Raw genomic sequence first — 19,541 nt, 5'->3', positions numbered from 1 at the left:
CTTGCAGTAAAAGGCCTTCATTTGAAGGCCTTTTTTGTTGGTCGCTATTTTGACTACATCAGCCACTTCCACCAGACAAATACCGCCAAGAAACCAAACAGGTAGACAAGGCCAGTGATAGAAAGCCATTTCAGTTTATTGCTGAGCGCCAAAGGTTCTGGTAGCTGAGATTTTGAAACCAGAATATAGTTAAGTAGCGCGAAAAACGGTGTGGTCATAAAGGCCAGAATCATCGCAAAATCAAGCATTGGTAGAAGTGCTGTCGCCCAGAATACGATAATCGACAGTGCCGCTGCGGAGATAAGTAACATCCAACCTTGAGTCACTTTATGCTTCATCTCTTTTTGCTTACGCAGTAGTCGTTGAGATTCTGAAATCACTCGAGCGTAGCCGTCAATCACCGTAATCGTACTGCCAAAAATGCAGAAGAACGCAACGGCTGCAATCAGGTAACGCGACCACTCTCCAATGGTTGATGCGTAGAGCCCAACCAACTGATGTGAAAAGCCTACACCCGATTGAGATAGTTCAATATTGCTGCCGTGTAAGACCAAAGTACCCAGCGCAAGGAAGACAATCGCCAGAATAGCGGTACCGATGTAGCCCACATTGAAATCAAACAAAGCAGAACGAGCCGTTACCTTTTGGTGGTGTTGCTGACTTTTAAGCCACATTGAAGTCAGGCTGGAAATTTCAATCGGTGCTGGCATCCAACCCATGGTTACTACAATAAAACCGATAGCGGCAATGGACCAAGGTGAGGGCGCTTCAAAAGCGGGAGCCGCTTCGACAGGGTTACCTGCGGCAATAGCGACCGCAGTCAATGTTGCGATGGTCAGTACCGCCATAATGATTTTGGATAAGGCGTCGAGGGCTTTGTAGTGACCTGCAAACAGAATCGTTAAACAGGTGGCTAAGACGATTAAGCACAAGCTCGTAGTCGAGAGCTCGAAAGGAATAAAGTAACCCAACAAGCTAGCACTGAAGAGGAGTAAGGCGGCTGTGTTAACGACGCCAGAAACGACGCTGAGTGCGACAAACAGCCATAGGTAAGGTCGGCCTAGCTTGGCGTAGCCTTCGACCAGACTTTCTCCTGTTCCCATGGTGTACTGTATGCTGGCACGGAAAAATGGGTATTTAAAAAAGTTAACTAACAAAATGAGTGCGGCTAGCTGCCAACCGTAAATTGCACCGGCTTTGGTTGAAGCCACCAGATGTGATCCTCCCACCGCAGCGGCAGCCATCATGATCCCTGGGCCTAGCGAACGGATGAGTTGTGACAGAGAGCATTTGGGTTTGCTTTCTGAAGCGGAGATCGTTTCCATTTGGGTTCCTTGATGTTTTTGTCGTTATTGATTATTTCTTGTCAACTTTAAGTATGAATATCACATGCAATCAATGTGTTAAATATTATTTACATGAAAAAAGCTAAAACATACTAGGATGTGGAAACGCCGTCACAGGCATGACTCTGATATACTGGTTGCGTTTTATACCTGATTGAGATGTTTTATGGCTATGCAGCAATACTATCCTCCCACCGAGCCATGGATTGAGCGAGTATTTGAAGATGAAGGCATCCTTGTGGTGAATAAACCGTCGGGTCTCTTGTCTGTGCCAGGCAGGGCTGAAGAGCATTACGACAGCATGTGGAGCCGATTGAAAGACATCTATCCTGACATCCAACCGGTTCATCGTCTTGATATGTCAACTTCAGGTTTAATGCTTTTTGCCAAGAACAAGCCCACAGAATCGGCGTTAAAAAAACAGTTTCAGTTTCGCCTCACGCATAAGGTCTACTATGCTCGTGTATGGGGGCAGGTTGAACAACAAGAGGGAAAAGTGGATCTTCCACTGATTTGTGATTGGCCAAATCGGCCGAAGCAGAAAGTCTGTTTTGAGCAGGGTAAGCCATCTCAAACCTTATTTGAGGTGGCGAAGCGGGAGGAGCAGACCACTATTGTCAGGTTACTGCCTATTACAGGGCGTTCACATCAGTTGCGTGTGCATATGCAGGCTTTAGGGCATCCGATTGTCGGAGATGAATTTTATTCGCAAGGAGAAGCTTTTGAATTCTCCAACCGTCTTGAACTGCATGCGGCTGAATTGAGTTTTTACCACCCTCAAGATGACTGCTTACGCAGTATTTTTGTTCCTTGTGATTTTTATCCTGAAGCGGAGGCGTTGATCTTTAACTATTTCGATCCTGTGCGAGAATTGCCTGATTACAAAGCGCTGCCGCGTCCATGATTTCATTATAGGCAGCGAAAGGAGAAACTATGTCGCTGCCGAATGTTGTGTTCTTGGATCGTGCAACGATCCCAACTTATATCGAATTACCTCACCTTCCTTTTGACCATCAATGGATTGAATATGATTTTACCAGCCCCGAGCTGGTGGTAGAGCGGTTGAAAAATGCTCAAATCGTCATCACGAATAAAGTCGTATTAGATGCGGCAGTATTGCGTCAACTGCCGGAGCTCAAGCTGATCGCGGTCTCGGCTACTGGCTTCAACAACATCGACATTGATTACTGCCGTGAGCAAAACATAGCCGTCACAAACGTGCAGGGCTATGCCACTCAATCGGTGCCTGAGCATGTGGTTGGGATGATATTTGCTCTTAAGCGCAATTTGATGGGCTATCACAATGATATTGCTAATGGGGAATGGCAGCGCAATAAGCAGTTTTGCTTCTTTACTCACCCAATTGGTGACGTAGCAGGATCAACTTTGGGCGTTGTTGGTTCTGGAGCTTTGGGTCAGGCCACTGCGGCTCTGGCTAGGGCGGTTGGGATGCAGGTTATTTACGCCGAACATAAAGGCGCAAATCTTTGTCGAAATGGCTACCTGCCATTTGAGCAGGTGTTGATGATGGCTGATGTGTTGACGCTACATTGTCCGTTGAATGAACAGACTCATCACTTGATTGGGCGTCATGAACTGGCTCAAATGAAGCCTGGCAGTGTGCTGATCAATACTGGTCGAGGTGGGTTGATTGATGAAGCGGCTCTGGTTGAGGCCTTAAAACGAGGCACCATTGCTGGCGCTGGCGTAGATGTGTTTAGCCAAGAGCCAGCGGATGATAGCAATCCGCTACTCGCCAATATGAATTTGCCCAATTTACTCCTAACACCACACGTGGCGTGGGGTAGTGACTCATCGATACAGAATCTAGCGAATATTCTGATGGACAATATTAACGCTTTTCATCAAGGGCGAGAGCAAAACCGTGTCGTTTAGTTGCTTTGAGATTGCTGCTGATGCCATTTAATAAGCCCTTGGTTAAAAACCTCTAGTAGTTTTTTTTCCTCTTGGACTTAGTTTTGAGAACATGACAAAGCCGTCGTTGTTAAGAAAAGGTTTCGGGTGGTAGGTAATATTACCCTGAATCTCTTCTGGTTGTTGGTTTAGGTGATATATGCCGATTTGCCGTTCTTCCGGATAGATTTGGATGCGTTTGTGGTTAAGGCGCAACAGATTCTGACTGGGGCTATTGACCCGGCTTATACTGATCTCTTTGGCATCAATGAGTCTATCCAAAGCTTCCCCATAGCTGTAACCAAGCCCGCCGCCCATCTTATAGCCTTTTAGATCGTCTATAGTAGACCAATCAAAGGCGAGGTCTTTGTGATGAAAGAAAACAAATTGCTCTTGTGATACGGGTTCACTGAAATAGAAATGTTCCGTCCGCTCATCATCAAACATCCACACCGCAGTGGCATCGTATTCGCCACTTTGGGCTTTCTCATAAGCTCTTGCCCAAGGGTAGAAAGTGAAAACCACCTTATAACCTTGTAACGCAAAAACCTGCTTGATGGTTTGTGCGACGACACCGTAATCTTCGAGGCTTTGACCGATAAAAGGAGGCCAATCTCCAGCGGTGATGTTGACGGTTTTACGCGTGTTTTCGGCGTAGGCTGATGATATGAATAAACAGAGAAGCAAGGGAATAGCCGCTAGTGATTTCTTCAGCATCTGGGTTCCTTATTTGGTGACCTCTTAAGTAATTCTAGAAGACACGTACTCGATTGGCTCAATAACAACAAAAGCGCTGAGCGAACATGACGGTAGCCAAGCAAAAACTATTTGAGATCTCATGAGGAAACAAATTTGGTGTCTACCATATGTAAAATTATTGTATCAATCACTCATGTTATTTGTGATGTACATCAATTGGTTGCATTTTCTTGTTATTAAGACATGGACGATGGCAATGAAATGTAAGAAATTATTTGCCTTGTTTTTTTAGTCAACTACGTCAGGAAATGTAATAAATGGAACAAAAACATATAACGAATCCCATTAATTTTAAGGGGAAGGGAGGCGAATTCTTTGGCATTTGGATAGTCAATGTTCTGCTGAGCATCATCACTTTGGGCATTTATTCTGCTTGGGCGAAGGTCAGAACAAAACGCTATTTCTACGGCAATACCTATGTCGACAATGATAACTTTGAGTATCATGCTGTGCCGATGCAAATCCTCAAAGGGCGTATAGTCGCTGTTGCAGTTCTAGTCATTTGGGCTGTGGCTAACGCATTTTTCCCAGTAGTGAGTGCTGTACTACTACTGGCTTTTTACATTGCTTTACCTTGGTTATTGTGGAGCAATGCCCGTTTTGATGCCGCAATGACGAGTTACCGCAATGTTCATTTCTCTTTTGACTCTTCATTAAAAGATGCATATGTGGCACTGATGGGACGAGGTTTAGGCGCTGTGCTGGCTGTGGCTATTTACGTTGGTGTAGTCATGGGAGTCGCCAGTGTTTCGCCGGTAGGAGCTACGGTATTGAGTATTGCTTCTTTTGTGTTCATGGCTGTGGTGTATGCATGGGTCGTGGCTGGCGCACATAGATATTTTTCTAATGGCTATCGATACGGAGACTGGAAGTTCAGTGCAGAACTCGAGACTGGCTTCTTCTTCAAAACCTATCTAAAAGCGATAGGTCTGGGTATTGTTGCGTCGATTGTTCTTTTGGTTGTGATGTCTCTGACGGTATTCAGCGGTTTCGATTTCACCACATTTCAGAGTGGCGATCTAAGCTCGTTGATGGGCGCATCTCAGTTTATGACGTTTATTGTGGCCTACCTAGCCATCATCATTCTGACTATCGGTCTAACGGCGTATACCACAACAAGATTACGCAATTACATTTTTGACCAGCTACAAGCAAAATCGGCGCAAGAGTCAGACAATCGATACACTTTCAAGTCGTCACTAACTGCGAGAGGGTACACTTGGTTGGTGATCTCTAACTTCTTATTGCAGGTAGTAACCCTCAGTATTGCCAGACCTTGGGTTATGGTTAGAACGTCCCGCTATGTTGCTGATAATACCGTTGTGTTTGGTGATATGAGCGCACTGAAAGCGACAGATCAAGATTCAACGGTCAAATCAGCGGTATCAGATGAAGTGGCTCAGGCTTTTGATCTCGGTATCGGAATCAGCTAATGCTATTTGACGGGGTGGCATTTCCGCCACGTAGCTCGGAGCGTCATCCTGCCAAGTTGGATGTCACTCAAGCCAACGCATTAAGTTTGCGTGTTGATGGGAAAATCATCAGCTGTGACCAGCAATACGCCGATATCAGTGTGCCTGTTGGTAATCTCCCCGTGCGTTTTAAATTCCCCGATGGCTGGGTGTTTGTCGTGGAGAGAACTACAGACGTCAGCCACTGGCTGGAGCGAAATCGCAGAAGCAGCACTATTGATAAAATGGAAGCTAACTGGTTGGCTTGGCTGTTGTCAGTAGCAGTATGTATCGGAGTGGTATTAGGCAGCTACTTTTATGTTTTGCCATGGACCAGTGAGAAGGTCGCCAACGCCATCCCTGATTATGTAGCAGTGACGCTGGGCGATAAAGTACTCGAAAGCTTTGATAATCGCTGGCAAGAGAGCAAGTTGAGTCTGCAAGAGCAGCATGCGATCCGCCAACGCGTGATTCAGCATGTCACACAGCTGGAACCACTACCTTATCCTATTGAGGTGGTGTTTCGCTCCTCAGAACTTGGCGCCAATGCATTTGCTTTACCAGGTGGGAAAATCGTGTTGCTCGACGACTTGGTCACTCTAGCTGAGAATGAACAACAACTCGATAGCATTATACTTCACGAGCTAGGTCATGTTCATCATCGCCATATGATCAAAAGCTTGGTCCACTCGAGCTTACTTTCCGTTGGCGTTGCCCTCTTAACCGGCGAAAGTTCGGGAGTCGTGGATAACTTGGCTGGGCTAGGAGTTTTCTTCCTTGCCAATGGTCACTCTCGTGAAGCTGAATTGGAAGCTGACGTTTATGCTCGACAAGCGATGGTGGATATCTATGGCAGTAGTGTGCCGATGGCAGACATGTTCGAGTTAATCAGGCAACAAGGAATGCTGGACGTACCAGAGTGGATGAGTACTCACCCTGATTTTGAGCTACGTATCCAGTCCGCACGCGAATAGCAGAGATAAAAAAGGCAGCGTATTCGCTGCCTTTTCTTTGTGTGGTACTGGTTTAGAGTGCCGCGATCGTTGTCTTCTGCTCTTCAAGCTTGATTAAGGTTTCTTGGTAACCTTCTAGCTTTTCACGCTCTTTCGCAACAACCGCTTCAGGCGCTTTAGCAACGAAACCTTCATTACCTAGTTTGCCTTCGATGCGTTTGATTTCGCCGTGAGTTTTTTTGATTTCGCCATCAAGACGAGCAAGCTCGGCATCTTTGTCAATCAGACCAGCCATCGGGATCATCAGCTCAGACTTTTCAACCAGTTTCGTTGCACAAGCTGGTGTCTCTTCACCTTTAGCCAGAACTTTGATTTCATCTAGTTTAGCCAGTGAGCTTAGTACAGTCTTGTTTGCTGCGATACGAGCTGCATCTTTCTCATCAGCAACCTTAACCATTACCGATAGACCTTTGCTTGGTGCAATGTCGTACTCGGCACGTAGGTTACGGATAGCAGTAATGAAAGTCTTAACCCATTCGATGTCTTCTACGATCTCAGCGTTGAAGTTCTCTTGGTTAAACTGAGGAAGCGCTTGAGTCATAATAGTGTCGCCTTCAACACCGTCTACTAGAGGCTTCACGCTCTGCCAGATAGATTCTGTGATGTAAGGAAGCACGGGATGAGCTAGACGTAGCGTTTTCTCAAGTACCGTGATCAGCATGTGGCGAGTCGCAACTTGCTGAGCTTCAGTGCCTTTCCAAAGAACGGGTTTCGTTAGCTCTAGGTACCAGTCACAGAATTGGTTCCAGATGAATTCATAAAGCGTGTTTGCCGCCATGTCTAGACGGTAATTGTCTAGGTGAGCGTTAAACTCTTTCGCAGCCAGCTCAAACTGAGATTCAATCCATTTGTCAGCAAGAGAGAACTCAAGGTTAGCGCGCTCTTCAGCAGACAGTGACATGCCACAATCGTGCTCTTCTGTATTCATCAGTACGTAACGGCTTGCGTTCCATAGCTTGTTACAGAAGTTACGGTAACCTTCAAGACGCTTCATATCCCAGTTGATGTCACGGCCAGTAGAAGCCATAGCAGCAAGAGTGAAACGCAGTGCGTCAGTACCGTATGGTTCGATACCGTTTTCAAAAGTCTTACGAGTGTTCTTCTCGATCTTCTTCGCTAGCTGAGGCCGCATCATGTTGCCACAACGCTTCTCTACGAGAGACTCAAGGTCGATACCATCGATCATGTCGATTGGGTCAAGTACGTTACCTTTCGACTTAGACATCTTGTCGCCGTTTTCGTCACGGATTAGACCCGTTACATAAACGGTCTTGAATGGTACTTGTGACTTACCGTTTTCATCTTTGTTGAAGTGCATGGTCATCATGATCATACGCGCAACCCAGAAGAAGATAATGTCGAAACCAGTTACTAGTACGTCTGAAGGATGGAATGTCTTCAGGTCTTCAGTTTGCTCTGGCCAGCCTTGAGTACCGAACGTCCATAGTGCAGAAGAGAACCACGTATCCAGTACGTCGTCGTCTTGGCGAAGAACAACGACTGGTGCAAGGTTGTTGTTTGCACGTACTTCTTCTTCAGTACGACCTACATATACGTTGCCGTCGTTGTCATACCAAGCTGGGATACGGTGACCCCACCAAAGCTGACGAGAGATACACCAGTCTTGAATGTCACGCATCCAAGAGAAGTACATGTTTTCGTACTGCTTAGGAACGAACTGGATCTCGCCATCTTCCACTGCTTTAACAGCAGGCTCAGCAAGAGGTGCAGCACGCACGTACCATTGGTCTGTTAGCATTGGTTCGATAACTACGCCACCACGGTCGCCGTAAGGAACCGTTAGGTCGTGATCTTTGATTTCATCAAGAAGACCAAGCTCTTCAAATTCCGCAACGATCGCTTTGCGTGCAGCAAAACGCTCCATGCCGTGGTACTTAGCAGGAAGCTCTGTAGAGTAAACATCGCTAGCTTCACCGTTAGTAGTGAAGACTTCAGCCGCATCACGGATATCAGCGTTGAAAGTTAGGATGTTGATCATTGGTAGGTTGTTACGCTTACCAACTTCGTAGTCATTGAAATCGTGTGCAGGGGTGATCTTCACACAACCTGTGCCTTTTTCCATATCTGCGTGCTCATCGCCTACGATAGGGATTAGACGGTTAACGATAGGAAGCAGGATCTCTTTACCGATAAGATCTTTGTAACGAGGGTCTTCTGGGTTTACAGCAACACCAGTGTCACCAAGCATGGTTTCTGGACGAGTAGTCGCAACAACAATGTAGTCTTTGCCTTCTGCTGTCTTCACGCCGTTTGCTAGCGGGTAGCGGAAGTGCCACATGTGGCCTTTTTTGTCTTTGTTTTCAACTTCAAGATCAGAAATCGCAGTGTGCAGTTTTGGATCCCAGTTTACTAGACGTTTACCACGGTAGATTAAGTCTTCTTCGTACAGGCGAACAAACACTTCTTGAACAGCGTTAGATAGGCCCGCATCCATAGTGAAACGCTCGCGGTCCCAGTCTACAGATGCGCCTAGGCGACGAAGCTGTTTAGTGATTGTGCCACCAGATTCGTTTTTCCATTCCCAGATTTTGTCGATAAAAGCATCACGACCGTAATCGTGCTTAGTTTTGCCTTCTTCAGCGGCGATCTTACGCTCAACAACCATCTGAGTTGCGATACCAGCGTGGTCTGTACCTACTTGCCAAAGGGTGTTTTTGCCCTTCATACGCTCAGCACGGATCAGAGTATCCATGATGGTGTCTTGGAACGCGTGGCCCATGTGTAGGCTACCAGTGACGTTCGGTGGCGGGATCATGATGCTGTATGATTCTTTCGTCGTGTCGCCGTGTGGCTTAAAGTAGCCTTTCTCTTCCCAAGCTTGGTATAAAGCTTGTTCAATTGAAGTTGGGTTATATGTCTTTTCCATAGCTATAGATATTCTGCAGATAGGTCTAGTTTAATTCTAAGTCAATCTTTATAAGTGAACTCTCTCGAAGGAGAGCTTAACTATAAGGATTGACCATTAGTTGTGTGCGATGTCGATCGTTTGTAGCTGATAACCCGCTTGGCGATAGATTTTATATCGTTCTCGCGCCAGTTGCTTGGCTTTTTCTTCGCAAGGGACGAAGTCTACCACCTCTGCAAACTTATTCGCAAAGGTTGTCTCATTTTCCGCCAAATTTATTACTAGTTGACGGTTCCATGAGGGCTTAACGCCTTGGTATCCGATTTCAATGCCTGTGCCATATTTTGGTCCTTCACCTGTGAGGTTGTGAGCCAGATATTGCTCGGCATCGACTTGCCAGAAACATTCCGCTAGCTGCTCCGCATGTTGTTTATCATGGCAATGGAGATAGACCTTAGCGCCTTGTTTGGCAAAGTGACCAGCCAGAAACAAAACATACTGCTCAAAGCCTTTTTGATTAGCTTGTGGTGAATCAGGCTTAATGATGTAAAACGTCGCGTTTGGCATAATCATTCCGAATAAAAAAGGGCCTGTCGGCCCTTTAGAATTTGTTCAGAAATTACTCTTCTGTTTCTTGGCCACTGCGGTTCAGTAAGAACTGGACAAGCATTGAGACCGGACGGCCTGTTGACCCTTTTGCTGCGCCTGATTTCCACGCAGTACCTGCAATGTCAATGTGTGCCCAGTTGTATTTTTTAGCAAACTTAGACAGGAAGCAGCCGGCTGTAATGGTACCGCCAGGGCGACCACCGATGTTTGCCATGTCGGCAAACGGGCTCTTCAACTGTTCATGGTACTCGTCAGCCATTGGAAGGCGCCATGCGCGGTCACTCGCTTGTTCAGAAGCGTTGACCAACTCATGGGAAAGTGGGTTGTGATTAGAAACAACGCCACTGATGTGATGGCCCAATGCAATGACACAAGCACCTGTCAGAGTCGCGACATCGACAACGCAATCTGGTTCGAATCGTTCGACGTACGTCAATGCATCACATAGAACCAAACGTCCTTCTGCGTCGGTGTTTAGCACCTCGACAGTTTGACCTGACATAGTGGTTAGAATATCACCTGGGCGGTACGCGTTACTGCCAGGCATGTTTTCGCAGCCTGCAAGGACACCGATAACATTGATTGGTAGGTTCAGCTTTGCCAGAGATTTCATGGTACCGAAGACAGATGCTGCACCACACATGTCATACTTCATCTCATCCATTCCTTCACCGGGTTTGAGTGAGATACCGCCTGAGTCGAAAGTGAGACCTTTACCCACCAGAACAATTGGTTTTGCTTCTGAATCCGGGTTGCCTTTGTATTCCATGATAGACATCATAGATTCGTTTTTAGAACCACGACCAACGGCTAGGTATGAAGTCATACCCAGTTTTTCCATCTCTTGTTCACCAATGATCTTGGTGGTGATGGTTTCGTAATCGTCTGCTAGGCGACGAGCTTGTGAGGCAAGGTAGGCTGGGTTTGCAACGTTAGGCGGCATGTTGCCCAGGTCCTTAGATGCCTTTACGCCTGACGCAATAGCAAGGCCATGAGTGATCGCTTTTTCACCCAAGCTCAGCTCGCGACGAGTAGGGACGTTGAACACTAGCTTACGCAGTGGGCGACGAGTCTCTGGTTTCACGCTCTTGAACTGATCAAAAGTATACAGACCATCTTTTGTTGCTTCGACTGCTTGACGAACTTTCCAGTAAGTGTCGCGACCTTTAACGTGCAACTCAGTTAGGAAGCAGACCGCTTCCATCGAACCTGTTTCATTCAGAGTGTTGATCGTTTTCTGAATAATTTCTTTGTACTGACGCTCGCCCAATTCACGTTCCTTGCCACAACCGACAAGTAAAACACGTTCAGACAATACACCTGGTACTTGATGCAGAAGTAGCATCTGTCCTGGTTTACCTTCCAGATCACCACGGCGAAGTAGTGAACTGATATAGCCGTCGCTGATTTTATCGAGCTGTTCAGCAACTGGAGAAAGGCGACGTGGTTCGAATACGCCTACAACGATACAAGCGCTGCGCTGCTTTTCCGGGCTACCACTCTTTACACTGAACTCCATGCGTACTCCTACATCCTGAAGACAAATAGAACTAAATGTTAGATAATGGCGTCTTACTTGTTGATTCCTTAATCGGAACTACTTTTAAATAAGCGCGTTAACAGTTAGCCAAAAATTTAAAAATAAAAGGTTCAACGGGAAATTATAGTGATTCAATTAAAAAAACAAGTTTTGTATAGGTAATTTCAGCGTGATTATTGTTAGATATTTGATCCGCGAGACACTCAAGAGCCAGTTAGCGATATTTTTTATCCTGTTTTTAGTGTTTTTAAGCCAAAAATTGATCAAAGTTTTAGCGGATGCGTCGGATGGTGATATTCCTGCCGGTCTGGTGATGCACTATGTGAGTTTGAGTATGCCTTCGATGGGCTTATTGATGCTCCCTTTGAGTCTTTTCCTTGGTATTTTGCTGACTTTCGGTCGTCTGTATGCGGAAAGTGAAATAACTGTCATGAATGCAACAGGGATCGGCAATAAATTCCTGATACGTGCTGCCTTGTATTTGGCCGTTATTACCGGTGTGATTGCCGCAGCCAATGCATTTGTGTTTTCACCAATGAGTCAGGAAAAGCTGATTCAGTTACAGGAAGAAGTGGAAGCTGAAAATAGTGTTGATTTATTGCAAAAGGGTCAGTTCCAAGGCACCCCAGACGGTTCTTCAGTGGTCTTTATTGATGATATTGAAGGCAAGCAGCTTAAACATGTATTCGTTGCTCAGATGCGCCCACGTGATTCAATTTTGCCAAGTGTGTCCTTCTCGCAATCTGGTGAAGTGAAAGAATTAAGTGATGGACGTCAGGTTATTCGCATGTACGACGGTACGCGTTATGAAGGTGTACCAACGCGCGTTGATTACATGGTGACCGATTTTGATCAGTATGAAGGTTTGATTGGTCAACGTGATGTGAAACCGAAAGGGCGTGACTGGGAAGCTATCCCTACGATGCAGTTAGTGTCTAACCCAGATCCGCGCGCTCAGGCTGAATTGCAATGGCGTATTTCTCTGGTGGTTTGCATTCCGCTTCTGACCATGTTGGTTGTTCCGTTGTCAGCGGTGAATCCGCGTCAGGGGCGCTTTGCGAAAATGGGCCCAGCGATTCTCATCTATCTGGCGTATTTCCTCTCGATCAGTGCAACGAAGTCTGCGCTGGAAGATGGCTCGATCCCGTCTTTTATCGGTATGTGGCCGATTAACGCCGCTTTGCTGTTGACTGCGTTAGGGATCAATTCTTTGGACAGTATTCCAATGCGACGCTTTAAAGACAAACTAAGACAAAGAAAGAAGGCAGCATAAGTCGTGTTTAAAATTCTCGATCTGTATATTGGTAGAACCATTATCGCAACTACGTCACTGGTGTTGGCGACATTTGTGGGCCTTTCTGCCATCATCAAGTACGTTGAGCAGCTACGTAAAGTAGGTCAGGGCAGTTATGACTTAATCCAAGCTCTTTTCTACGTATTGTTGAGTATTCCTCGTGATATTGAAATGTTCTTCCCAATGGCTGCATTATTGGGCGCTTTAATTGGATTAGGCATGCTGGCCTCAAGTTCCGAGTTGGTAGTGATGCAGGCGGCTGGTTATTCCAAGCTTGATATCGGGCTGTCAGTATTAAAAACAGCAGTCCCATTAATGATTCTGGTGACTTTACTTGGTCAGTGGGGGGCCCCTCAAGCTCAAAAGATGGCGCGTGATCTGCGTGCTTTTACTACATCTGGCGGAGCGATCATGTCAGTGCGAACCGGTGTTTGGGCGCGAGATGCGAACGACTTTATTTTTCTTGGCAAAGTTGAAGACGATAAACTTTACGGTTTGAACATGTGGCGCTTCAACGATAAAAAGCAATTAGAAAGTGTTGTGCATGCAGCGGAAGTCGATTATCTGTCTGATAATACCTGGGTGATGAAAGATGTTCAGGTTACGGAAATGTCAGATGAGATTGAAATCTCTAAAACCAGTTTGCCGGAGTACCGATGGACGACCTCTCTCGCGCCAGATAAATTGGCTGTGGTCACGGTAAAACCAGAAGAACTATCTTTGAGTGGATTATATGATTATGTCACTTACCTCAAAGCTTCAGAGCAGGATGCCTCGCGCTATGAGTTGGCTTTATGGCGTAAAATCACTCAGCCATTCTCGATCGCAGTGATGATGCTTATGGCGCTATCGTTCATTTTTGGGCCGTTGCGCAGTGTGACAATGGGAGCGCGTATTTTATCTGGCGTGGTCGCAGGATTCACTTTCTACATCTCTAGCGAGTTCTTTGGTCCACTGAGCCTGGTTTACAGTATTCCTCCGGTCTTTGGTGCTGTTATGCCTAGTATCGTGTTTTTAACCGTGGCGTTGATGCTATTACGTAGAAAGCTTTAAAGCGTCGGTTATTATAAAGTGACAAAGAGAAACGGCAGCGAATGGCTGCCGTTTTGCTTTTTATTACAGCAACTTTTTCAGACGGTACAATGCTTCCAGTGCTTGACGTGGCGTTAAATCGTCTGGGTCGATAGCAGAGAGAGCTTCTTCCACTTCACTTGGCTCTGGAATTAGGCTCAGTTGATTGGCAATATCGACCGAACTACAGGTGACGTTGCTGCTTTCTCCCTGACTGAGTTGTTCAAGCTGAGTTAATTTTGCTCGGGCATTTTTAATCACGCTCTTTGGTACCCCAGCCAGCCCAGCCACAGCAAGGCCATAAGATTTGCTGGCAGCACCGTCCTGAACGGCATGCATGAAGGCAATCGTATCGCCGTGCTCAACCGCATCTAAGTGGACATTCGCTAAATGAGGAATCTGGTTCGGTAATTCGGTCAGCTCAAAATAGTGAGTGGCAAATAAGGTCATGGAACCAAGTTCTTTTGCCAACCATTCTGCACTCGCCCATGCGAGTGAGAGGCCATCATAAGTACTGGTACCTCGGCCGATTTCATCCATCAGTACTAGGCTATTAGGCGTCGCATTGTGAAGGATGTTGGCCGTTTCAGTCATCTCTACCATGAAGGTCGAACGTCCTGAGGCGAGATCATCGGATGCCCCTATACGCGTGAAGATGCGATCGATCGAGCCAATCTGTGCCGATTCAGCTGGTACGTAAGAACCGATATGGGCCATAAGAGCAATTAAAGCGGTTTGACGCATGTAGGTTGATTTACCACCCATGTTCGGACCAGTAATGATCAGCATCTTACGCTGTGGGTTTAGCTCTATCGGATTAGCAATAAATGGTTCATTCATTACTTGCTCGACGACGGGGTGGCGCCCTGACTGGATGTGAATACCAGGATCTTGACTCATTACAGGTCGACAGTAATCTAAGCTATCCGCACGCTCTGCAAGGTTTTGCAGTACATCTATTTGGGAAATAGCCGAAGCCAAATTCTGCAGCTTTTCTAGGTGGGGCATTAAAAGGTCAAACAGCTCTTCCCACAATTGTTTCTCAAGCGCCAGTGCCTTTGACTTTGAGTTAAGAACCTTATCTTCATGTTCTTTCAGCTCAGGAATGATGTAACGCTCGGCGTTTTTCAACGTTTGACGACGTACATAGTGCGGAGGTACAAGGTGACTTTGTCCGCGACTGACTTGGATGAAGAATCCGTGAACATTGTTGTAGCCGACCTTGAGCGTATCGATGCCATGGCGTTCACGTTCATCCTGTTCCATCTTTTCTAGATACTCTGTCGCACCGTCGGCCAACTTTCGCCATTCGTCGAGTTCGGCATTATACCCTTCAGCAATCACGCCACCCTCTCGGATCACTACCGGTGGGTTCTCTTTAATGGCGCGTTCTAGCAGCTCACAAACGGCCTCTTGTGGAGCCGCATAGTCACCTAGCTTGGTGAGGTAAGGGTGAGCAAGCGTACCCATTGTTTCTGCCAACTCAGGTAATTGCTGCATAGCATGGCGTAAGCGCGCCATGTCACGTGGGCGAGCGCTGCGCAAAGCAAGACGTGCCAAGATACGTTCGATGTCGCCAATCTGTTTGAGAACAGGGTTTAGTTCAGCAAACAAAGTCATTTCTTTCAGTTCGCTGATCGCGTCCAGACGATGGTTGAGCGTATTGATGTCACGCATTGGCTGATGAAGCCAACGTTTCAACATTCGGCTCCCCATTGGAGTTGCAGTATGATCAATGACTTCTGCGAGTGTATTGTCAGTGCCACCAGCCAAGTTCTGAGTGATCTCCAGATTACGACGAGTGGCAGCATCGAGAATAACGGAATGATCTTGACGATCATAAGTCAGGGAGCGGATATGGGGCAGGGCAGTACGTTGTGTGTCTTTCACATACTGAATAAGACAACCCGCAGCGCATAGTCCAAGATGTGCTTGTTCTACACCGAAACCGACTAAATCACGAGTACCAAATTGTTGGTTTAACTGCTGCTTAGCGGTGTCGAGCTCAAATTCCCAAATGGGACGACGGCGATTACCGTTGCGCGTGGCCATTAATTCTACTGGTTCGAAGTCTTCAGGAAAGAGCAGTTCACGAGGGGCTGTGCGTTGCAGTTCTGCTGCCATCGCTTCCTCGGTTTCCGGTTCCATGAGCTGGAAGCGGCCAGAGGTTACATTCAGTGTGGCATAACCAAACTGACCATCGTGGTGATAAATCGCTGCGATGAGGTTATCAATCCGTTCCGAGAGCAGTGCTTCGTCGGTTACCGTACCCGGCGTCACGATACGAACGACTTGGCGCTCAACGGGCCCTTTACTGGTGGCTGGGTCGCCAATCTGCTCACAGATAGCCACTGACTCACCGAGCTGAACGAGCTTAGCCAGATACCCCTCTACTGCATGAAACGGGACACCGGCCATAGGAATAGGTTCACCAGCGGAAGCGCCGCGTTTTGTTAGCGAGATGTCAAGTAACTGAGATGCACGTTTGGCATCTTCATAAAAAAGCTCATAGAAATCTCCCATTCGATAAAACAGCAATATATCCGGATTCTCAGCCTTTAATTTGAGGTACTGCTGCATCATGGGAGTGTGTTTTTGTTCGGCTTTCACGGGTAACTTCTTCATTTGAGTTTATTGTGGCTTAGGATACGTGAATCCTCTGCCAGCGAAAAGAGATTCGCTTGTTTTATAGGGTGAGTGTTCGCTGGGAATAGCGATTTCTAAACGATGTAGTTAGAGGGGGAATTGTATTAAAGGTTTATGATTTAAATGGTTTTTTATGAAGTGAGTCATATAATGATGCAAATCGTTTTTATTCACCTTGTTGGTTAAGTATTCTGACCGTAAATGTCCAACTTATTTATAAGTATGTAAATAAACTCAGTATCGATCTGATGCTGCAAAAACAACTATGTGACGTCTATGACTTTGAATGATTTCTTATCTGAGCTGATGGCATTCCCCACCAGCCTTTTCTTTGTGCCCTTTTTAGTGCTTTTAGTGGTGATGTTGATTGATTTGGCATTCAACGTCGTTGAAAGTGCGACGGCTGAAATCGATCTGTTTGATTTCGATAGCCTTCCTGGTTCGGGGCTTATATTGCCACCTGTGTTGTCTAAAGTGCCGCTTATGGTAGCGCTTTGCTGTAGCTTTTTTGTTGCGACGGTTGTGTCTTTCTATGCGTCGCAATGGGCTCAAAACTGGTGGAAAGACGGGCTACTCATGGCTGCAAACCTCGTTTCTATTCCTATAACTGCGTATTTGGCTTTAGTGATTGCTGCTTGGTTGTTAAAACCCTTGAGTCCCCTGTTTGATAAGAAAAACGCCTTTGCTCAGGTTGAGTATGTGGGATTGTCAGCAAGAGTGCATAGTAGCAAAGTGACTTCTGAGGTTGGCGAAGTCATGGTTGTTCAGAATGGAAATGAATACTTACTTGATGCGGTGACGGAGCAAGAGGTTGATATTGAATACGGTGATGAAGTGATCATTGTGGCCAAAGAAGCCAAATCTCGTCGCTACGTAATAGCAAAAAAATAATCAAAATTTTTACAACAGGAGTTGGTTAATGGAAATTTCCCCAAGTGTAATTTTTATGGCAGTGGGTGGTGGTGTCGCACTGCTCATTTTGATTTTTCTTACTTCACGATACAAAAAGGTGAGAGGCGAAGGCGATGCTCTGATCGTTAATGGCTTGGAGCGCACTCGCGCTTCATTGACGGGCACGTTTGTATGGCCTGTGATCAACCGGTTTGAATACATGGACATCACCCGCAAGAAGATCTCGGTGACTCGTAGCGGACGCAAAGATCAGGAGGGGGAAGAGTACGAAGGTTTGCACTGTCGCGACAACATTCGAGCGGATCTAAAAGTCGATTTCTACATCGGGGTAAACCATGAAGAAGAAGATATCGTTCGTGTCGCAAAGTTGTTTACTGCCCATGAAGCTTCGAACTTAGAGCGTTTGAAAGAACACTTCCAGCCGAAATTCTCTGAAGCACTAAAAACGGCAGTGAAGCAGTTTGAATTCGAAGAATTGCTGACCAATAGACGTGCATTCCGTGATGCCGTTGTTCAGGTGATCGGCAGTGAGATGGATGGTTTCAAGATCTATGACGTTGTGATCGATAAGATTGACCAAACCGCGCTTGATGCTCACAACCCAAATAACATTCTTGATGTAGAGGGTATTCGTAAGATCTCGGCGATTACGGCACAAAAAAACACGGAAACCAACGCTATTCGTCAAGATGAGCGTACGACGATCAAAAAGAAAAATGTTGAGGCGGAAGCAAACCGTCTTCAGCTTGATAAACAAGAGCAGGAAAGTGTGGCGCGAACTCAGCGTGAAGTGGAGATCATTAAAGCACAAGAAGAAGCTTTGTCTGCTGAGAAGAAAGAAGAATACCAACGCATTACTGAACTCGCGAAGTTGGAAACCGAAGAAGAAGTCGCGAAAAAACGCGAAAGTGTGCAGATGGAAGTGGAAATGACGCGCATTGCTAACCAGCGTCAGGTCGCGATTCAAGAAGAAGAACTCACTCGTTCTGTGGAAACTGAAAAAGTTCGGACTGCAACTGAAGTTGTGGAAAAAGAAATGCAGAAAGAGACGACGGTTGAGGAATCATTAAAATCAGTTGCAGAAACACGTTCTCAGCGTGTAGAAATCGAACGCAAGATTGCTCGTGAAGAAGAAGAAACGGAAAACTTACGAGTGAATGAACAGGTCAACCGTAAGAAGCGTGTAACCATGGTGGAGGCTGAGGCTGCAGCAGAAGCAGCACAATTAGAACTCCTCGTTGCTGCTCGTGCTGAAAAAGATGCCGCTAAAGAGCGCGCTGAACGTTTGTTGATCGAAAACGAAGCTGAGCTGAAAGTGAAAACCCGTGAAGCGGAAAATGAACTGGCTGTGAAGTCGCGTGAAGCGGAAGCGGAGCAGATCGTCGTTGTAAAACGTGCAGAGGCAGAATTCATTACCAAAGACAAAGAAGCGGCCGCGAAAGAGCGTATGGCTCAAGCTGAGAAAGAACTTATCAGAGCGACCGGACTGGCTGAAGTTGAAGTGGATCGCGAACGAGCGCAGGCCATTCGTGAAACGGGTGAAGCTGAGGCATTCACTCTACAAAGCGCTGGTGAAGCGGAAGCTCAGGCAATGCGTGCGAAAGGTCTTGCGGAGGCAGAAGCACAATCGGCGCGCTTTGAAGCAGCTCAGCAATATGATGAGCATACACGTGAGCACGATAAGTGGGTAATGCAACTGCAGCAAGAGAAAGATCTGGAGCTGGCGCGTATTGATGCGCAGAAATCCGTAGTTGGTGAAAATGCTAAGGCTATTGCTCAGGCACTGTCAGAGGCAGATATCAAACTCTTTGGTGGCGAAGGGTTGGAACAGATCCGCCGTACTATTATGGATGCGGCCGCAATGGACAGTAAATTTGAAGAGTCGAAAGTGCTTAATCCATTGGTCTCTGATTACATGGAAGGCAATCGCAGTCTGCCTCAAGACATCAAAGACGTACTTGAGAATACCAATCTAAAGAGCAGTGATCTTAGTAATGTTGCGTTAGCAAGTTTGCTGAATTCACAAGGCGGAGCTGCCGAACTGATGAAGAAAATTCAAAGTTCGTTAGACGTCTCTTCAGAAAATAAAGCGTAGCGTTACAATCAATCTCATAGAATCC

13 protein-coding genes and 1 pseudogene are annotated in these 19,541 nt (G+C 46.4%); 8 read left to right on the top strand and 6 right to left on the bottom strand.

Annotated elements, in window-relative coordinates:
- Positions 1 to 53 precede the first annotated feature (53 nt).
- Positions 54 to 1,325, bottom strand: coding sequence for a divalent metal cation transporter (locus KW548_16405; protein QXX06585.1), 1,272 nt, complete (start codon positions 1,323 to 1,325; stop codon positions 54 to 56).
- A gap of 187 nt (positions 1,326 to 1,512) precedes the next feature.
- Between KW548_16405 and KW548_16400 the strand changes: the two genes are divergently transcribed.
- The gene (locus KW548_16400) at positions 1,513 to 2,250 is read left to right on the top strand and encodes an RNA pseudouridine synthase (GenBank protein ID QXX06584.1); all 738 of its coding nucleotides are present in this window, start codon (positions 1,513 to 1,515) and stop codon (positions 2,248 to 2,250) included.
- 29 nt (positions 2,251 to 2,279) lie between these two features.
- Positions 2,280 to 3,242, top strand: a complete 963-nt coding sequence (locus tag KW548_16395) for a D-2-hydroxyacid dehydrogenase (protein ID QXX06583.1) — start codon at positions 2,280 to 2,282, stop codon at positions 3,240 to 3,242.
- Here the strand turns inward: KW548_16395 and KW548_16390 are convergent.
- Positions 3,239 to 3,977: pseudogene (locus KW548_16390) on the bottom strand (transporter substrate-binding domain-containing protein). The gene KW548_16395 and the pseudogene KW548_16390 overlap by 4 nt on opposite strands.
- Positions 3,978 to 4,276: 299 nt before the next feature.
- Between KW548_16390 and KW548_16385 the strand changes: the two are divergent.
- Together KW548_16385 and KW548_16380 are read left to right on the top strand one after the other, a co-directional pair.
- Entirely contained in the window at positions 4,277 to 5,452 is a 1,176-nt protein-coding gene (locus tag KW548_16385) for a DUF898 domain-containing protein (GenBank protein ID QXX06582.1), read from the top strand.
- The gene (locus KW548_16380; protein ID QXX06581.1) at positions 5,452 to 6,444 is read left to right on the top strand and encodes a M48 family metallopeptidase; all 993 of its coding nucleotides are present in this window, start codon (positions 5,452 to 5,454) and stop codon (positions 6,442 to 6,444) included. Before KW548_16385 ends, KW548_16380 begins: the two co-directional genes overlap by 1 nt.
- 52 nt (positions 6,445 to 6,496) lie before the next feature.
- Here KW548_16380 and KW548_16375 read toward each other — a convergent pair whose 3' ends face one another.
- From KW548_16375 to pepA, 3 genes are all read right to left on the bottom strand, one after another.
- Complete coding sequence (locus KW548_16375; protein ID QXX06580.1) at positions 6,497 to 9,370, bottom strand: valine--tRNA ligase; 2,874 nt, start codon at positions 9,368 to 9,370, stop codon at positions 6,497 to 6,499.
- Positions 9,371 to 9,466: 96 nt separating this feature from the next.
- Positions 9,467 to 9,916, bottom strand: coding sequence for a DNA polymerase III subunit chi (locus KW548_16370; protein ID QXX06579.1), 450 nt, complete (start codon positions 9,914 to 9,916; stop codon positions 9,467 to 9,469).
- A 52-nt stretch (positions 9,917 to 9,968) separates the two neighbouring features.
- A complete protein-coding gene (pepA, locus tag KW548_16365; protein QXX06578.1) occupies positions 9,969 to 11,477 on the bottom strand; it encodes a leucyl aminopeptidase in 1,509 nt (502 codons plus the stop codon).
- A gap of 190 nt (positions 11,478 to 11,667) precedes the next feature.
- Between pepA and lptF the strand changes: the two genes are divergently transcribed.
- Both lptF and lptG read left to right on the top strand, forming a co-directional pair.
- Complete coding sequence (lptF, locus tag KW548_16360) at positions 11,668 to 12,771, top strand: LPS export ABC transporter permease LptF (GenBank protein ID QXX06577.1); 1,104 nt, start codon at positions 11,668 to 11,670, stop codon at positions 12,769 to 12,771.
- A gap of 3 nt (positions 12,772 to 12,774) precedes the next feature.
- The gene (lptG, locus tag KW548_16355) at positions 12,775 to 13,845 is read left to right on the top strand and encodes an LPS export ABC transporter permease LptG (protein QXX06576.1); all 1,071 of its coding nucleotides are present in this window, start codon (positions 12,775 to 12,777) and stop codon (positions 13,843 to 13,845) included.
- 63 nt (positions 13,846 to 13,908) lie between these two features.
- Here the strand turns inward: lptG and mutS are convergent, their stop codons facing one another.
- Positions 13,909 to 16,473, bottom strand: a complete 2,565-nt coding sequence (mutS, locus tag KW548_16350; GenBank protein QXX06575.1) for a DNA mismatch repair protein MutS — start codon at positions 16,471 to 16,473, stop codon at positions 13,909 to 13,911.
- Between the two features lie 312 nt (positions 16,474 to 16,785).
- Here mutS and KW548_16345 point away from each other — a divergent pair, with 312 nt between their 5' ends.
- Positions 16,786 to 17,400 carry a DUF1449 domain-containing protein gene (locus KW548_16345; protein ID QXX06574.1) on the top strand — a complete coding sequence of 205 codons (615 nt, stop codon included), beginning with the start codon at positions 16,786 to 16,788 and terminating at the stop codon, positions 17,398 to 17,400.
- 28 nt (positions 17,401 to 17,428) lie between these two features.
- Complete coding sequence (locus KW548_16340) at positions 17,429 to 19,516, top strand: peptidase (protein QXX06573.1); 2,088 nt, start codon at positions 17,429 to 17,431, stop codon at positions 19,514 to 19,516.
- Positions 19,517 to 19,541: the final 25 nt, after the last annotated feature.

It is taken from the genome of Vibrio neptunius (genome assembly GCA_019339365.1).
In the GTDB taxonomy this organism is placed as follows: Bacteria; Pseudomonadota; Gammaproteobacteria; order Enterobacterales; family Vibrionaceae; genus Vibrio; species Vibrio neptunius.
This window is presented reverse-complemented; position numbering and strand designations above follow the sequence as displayed.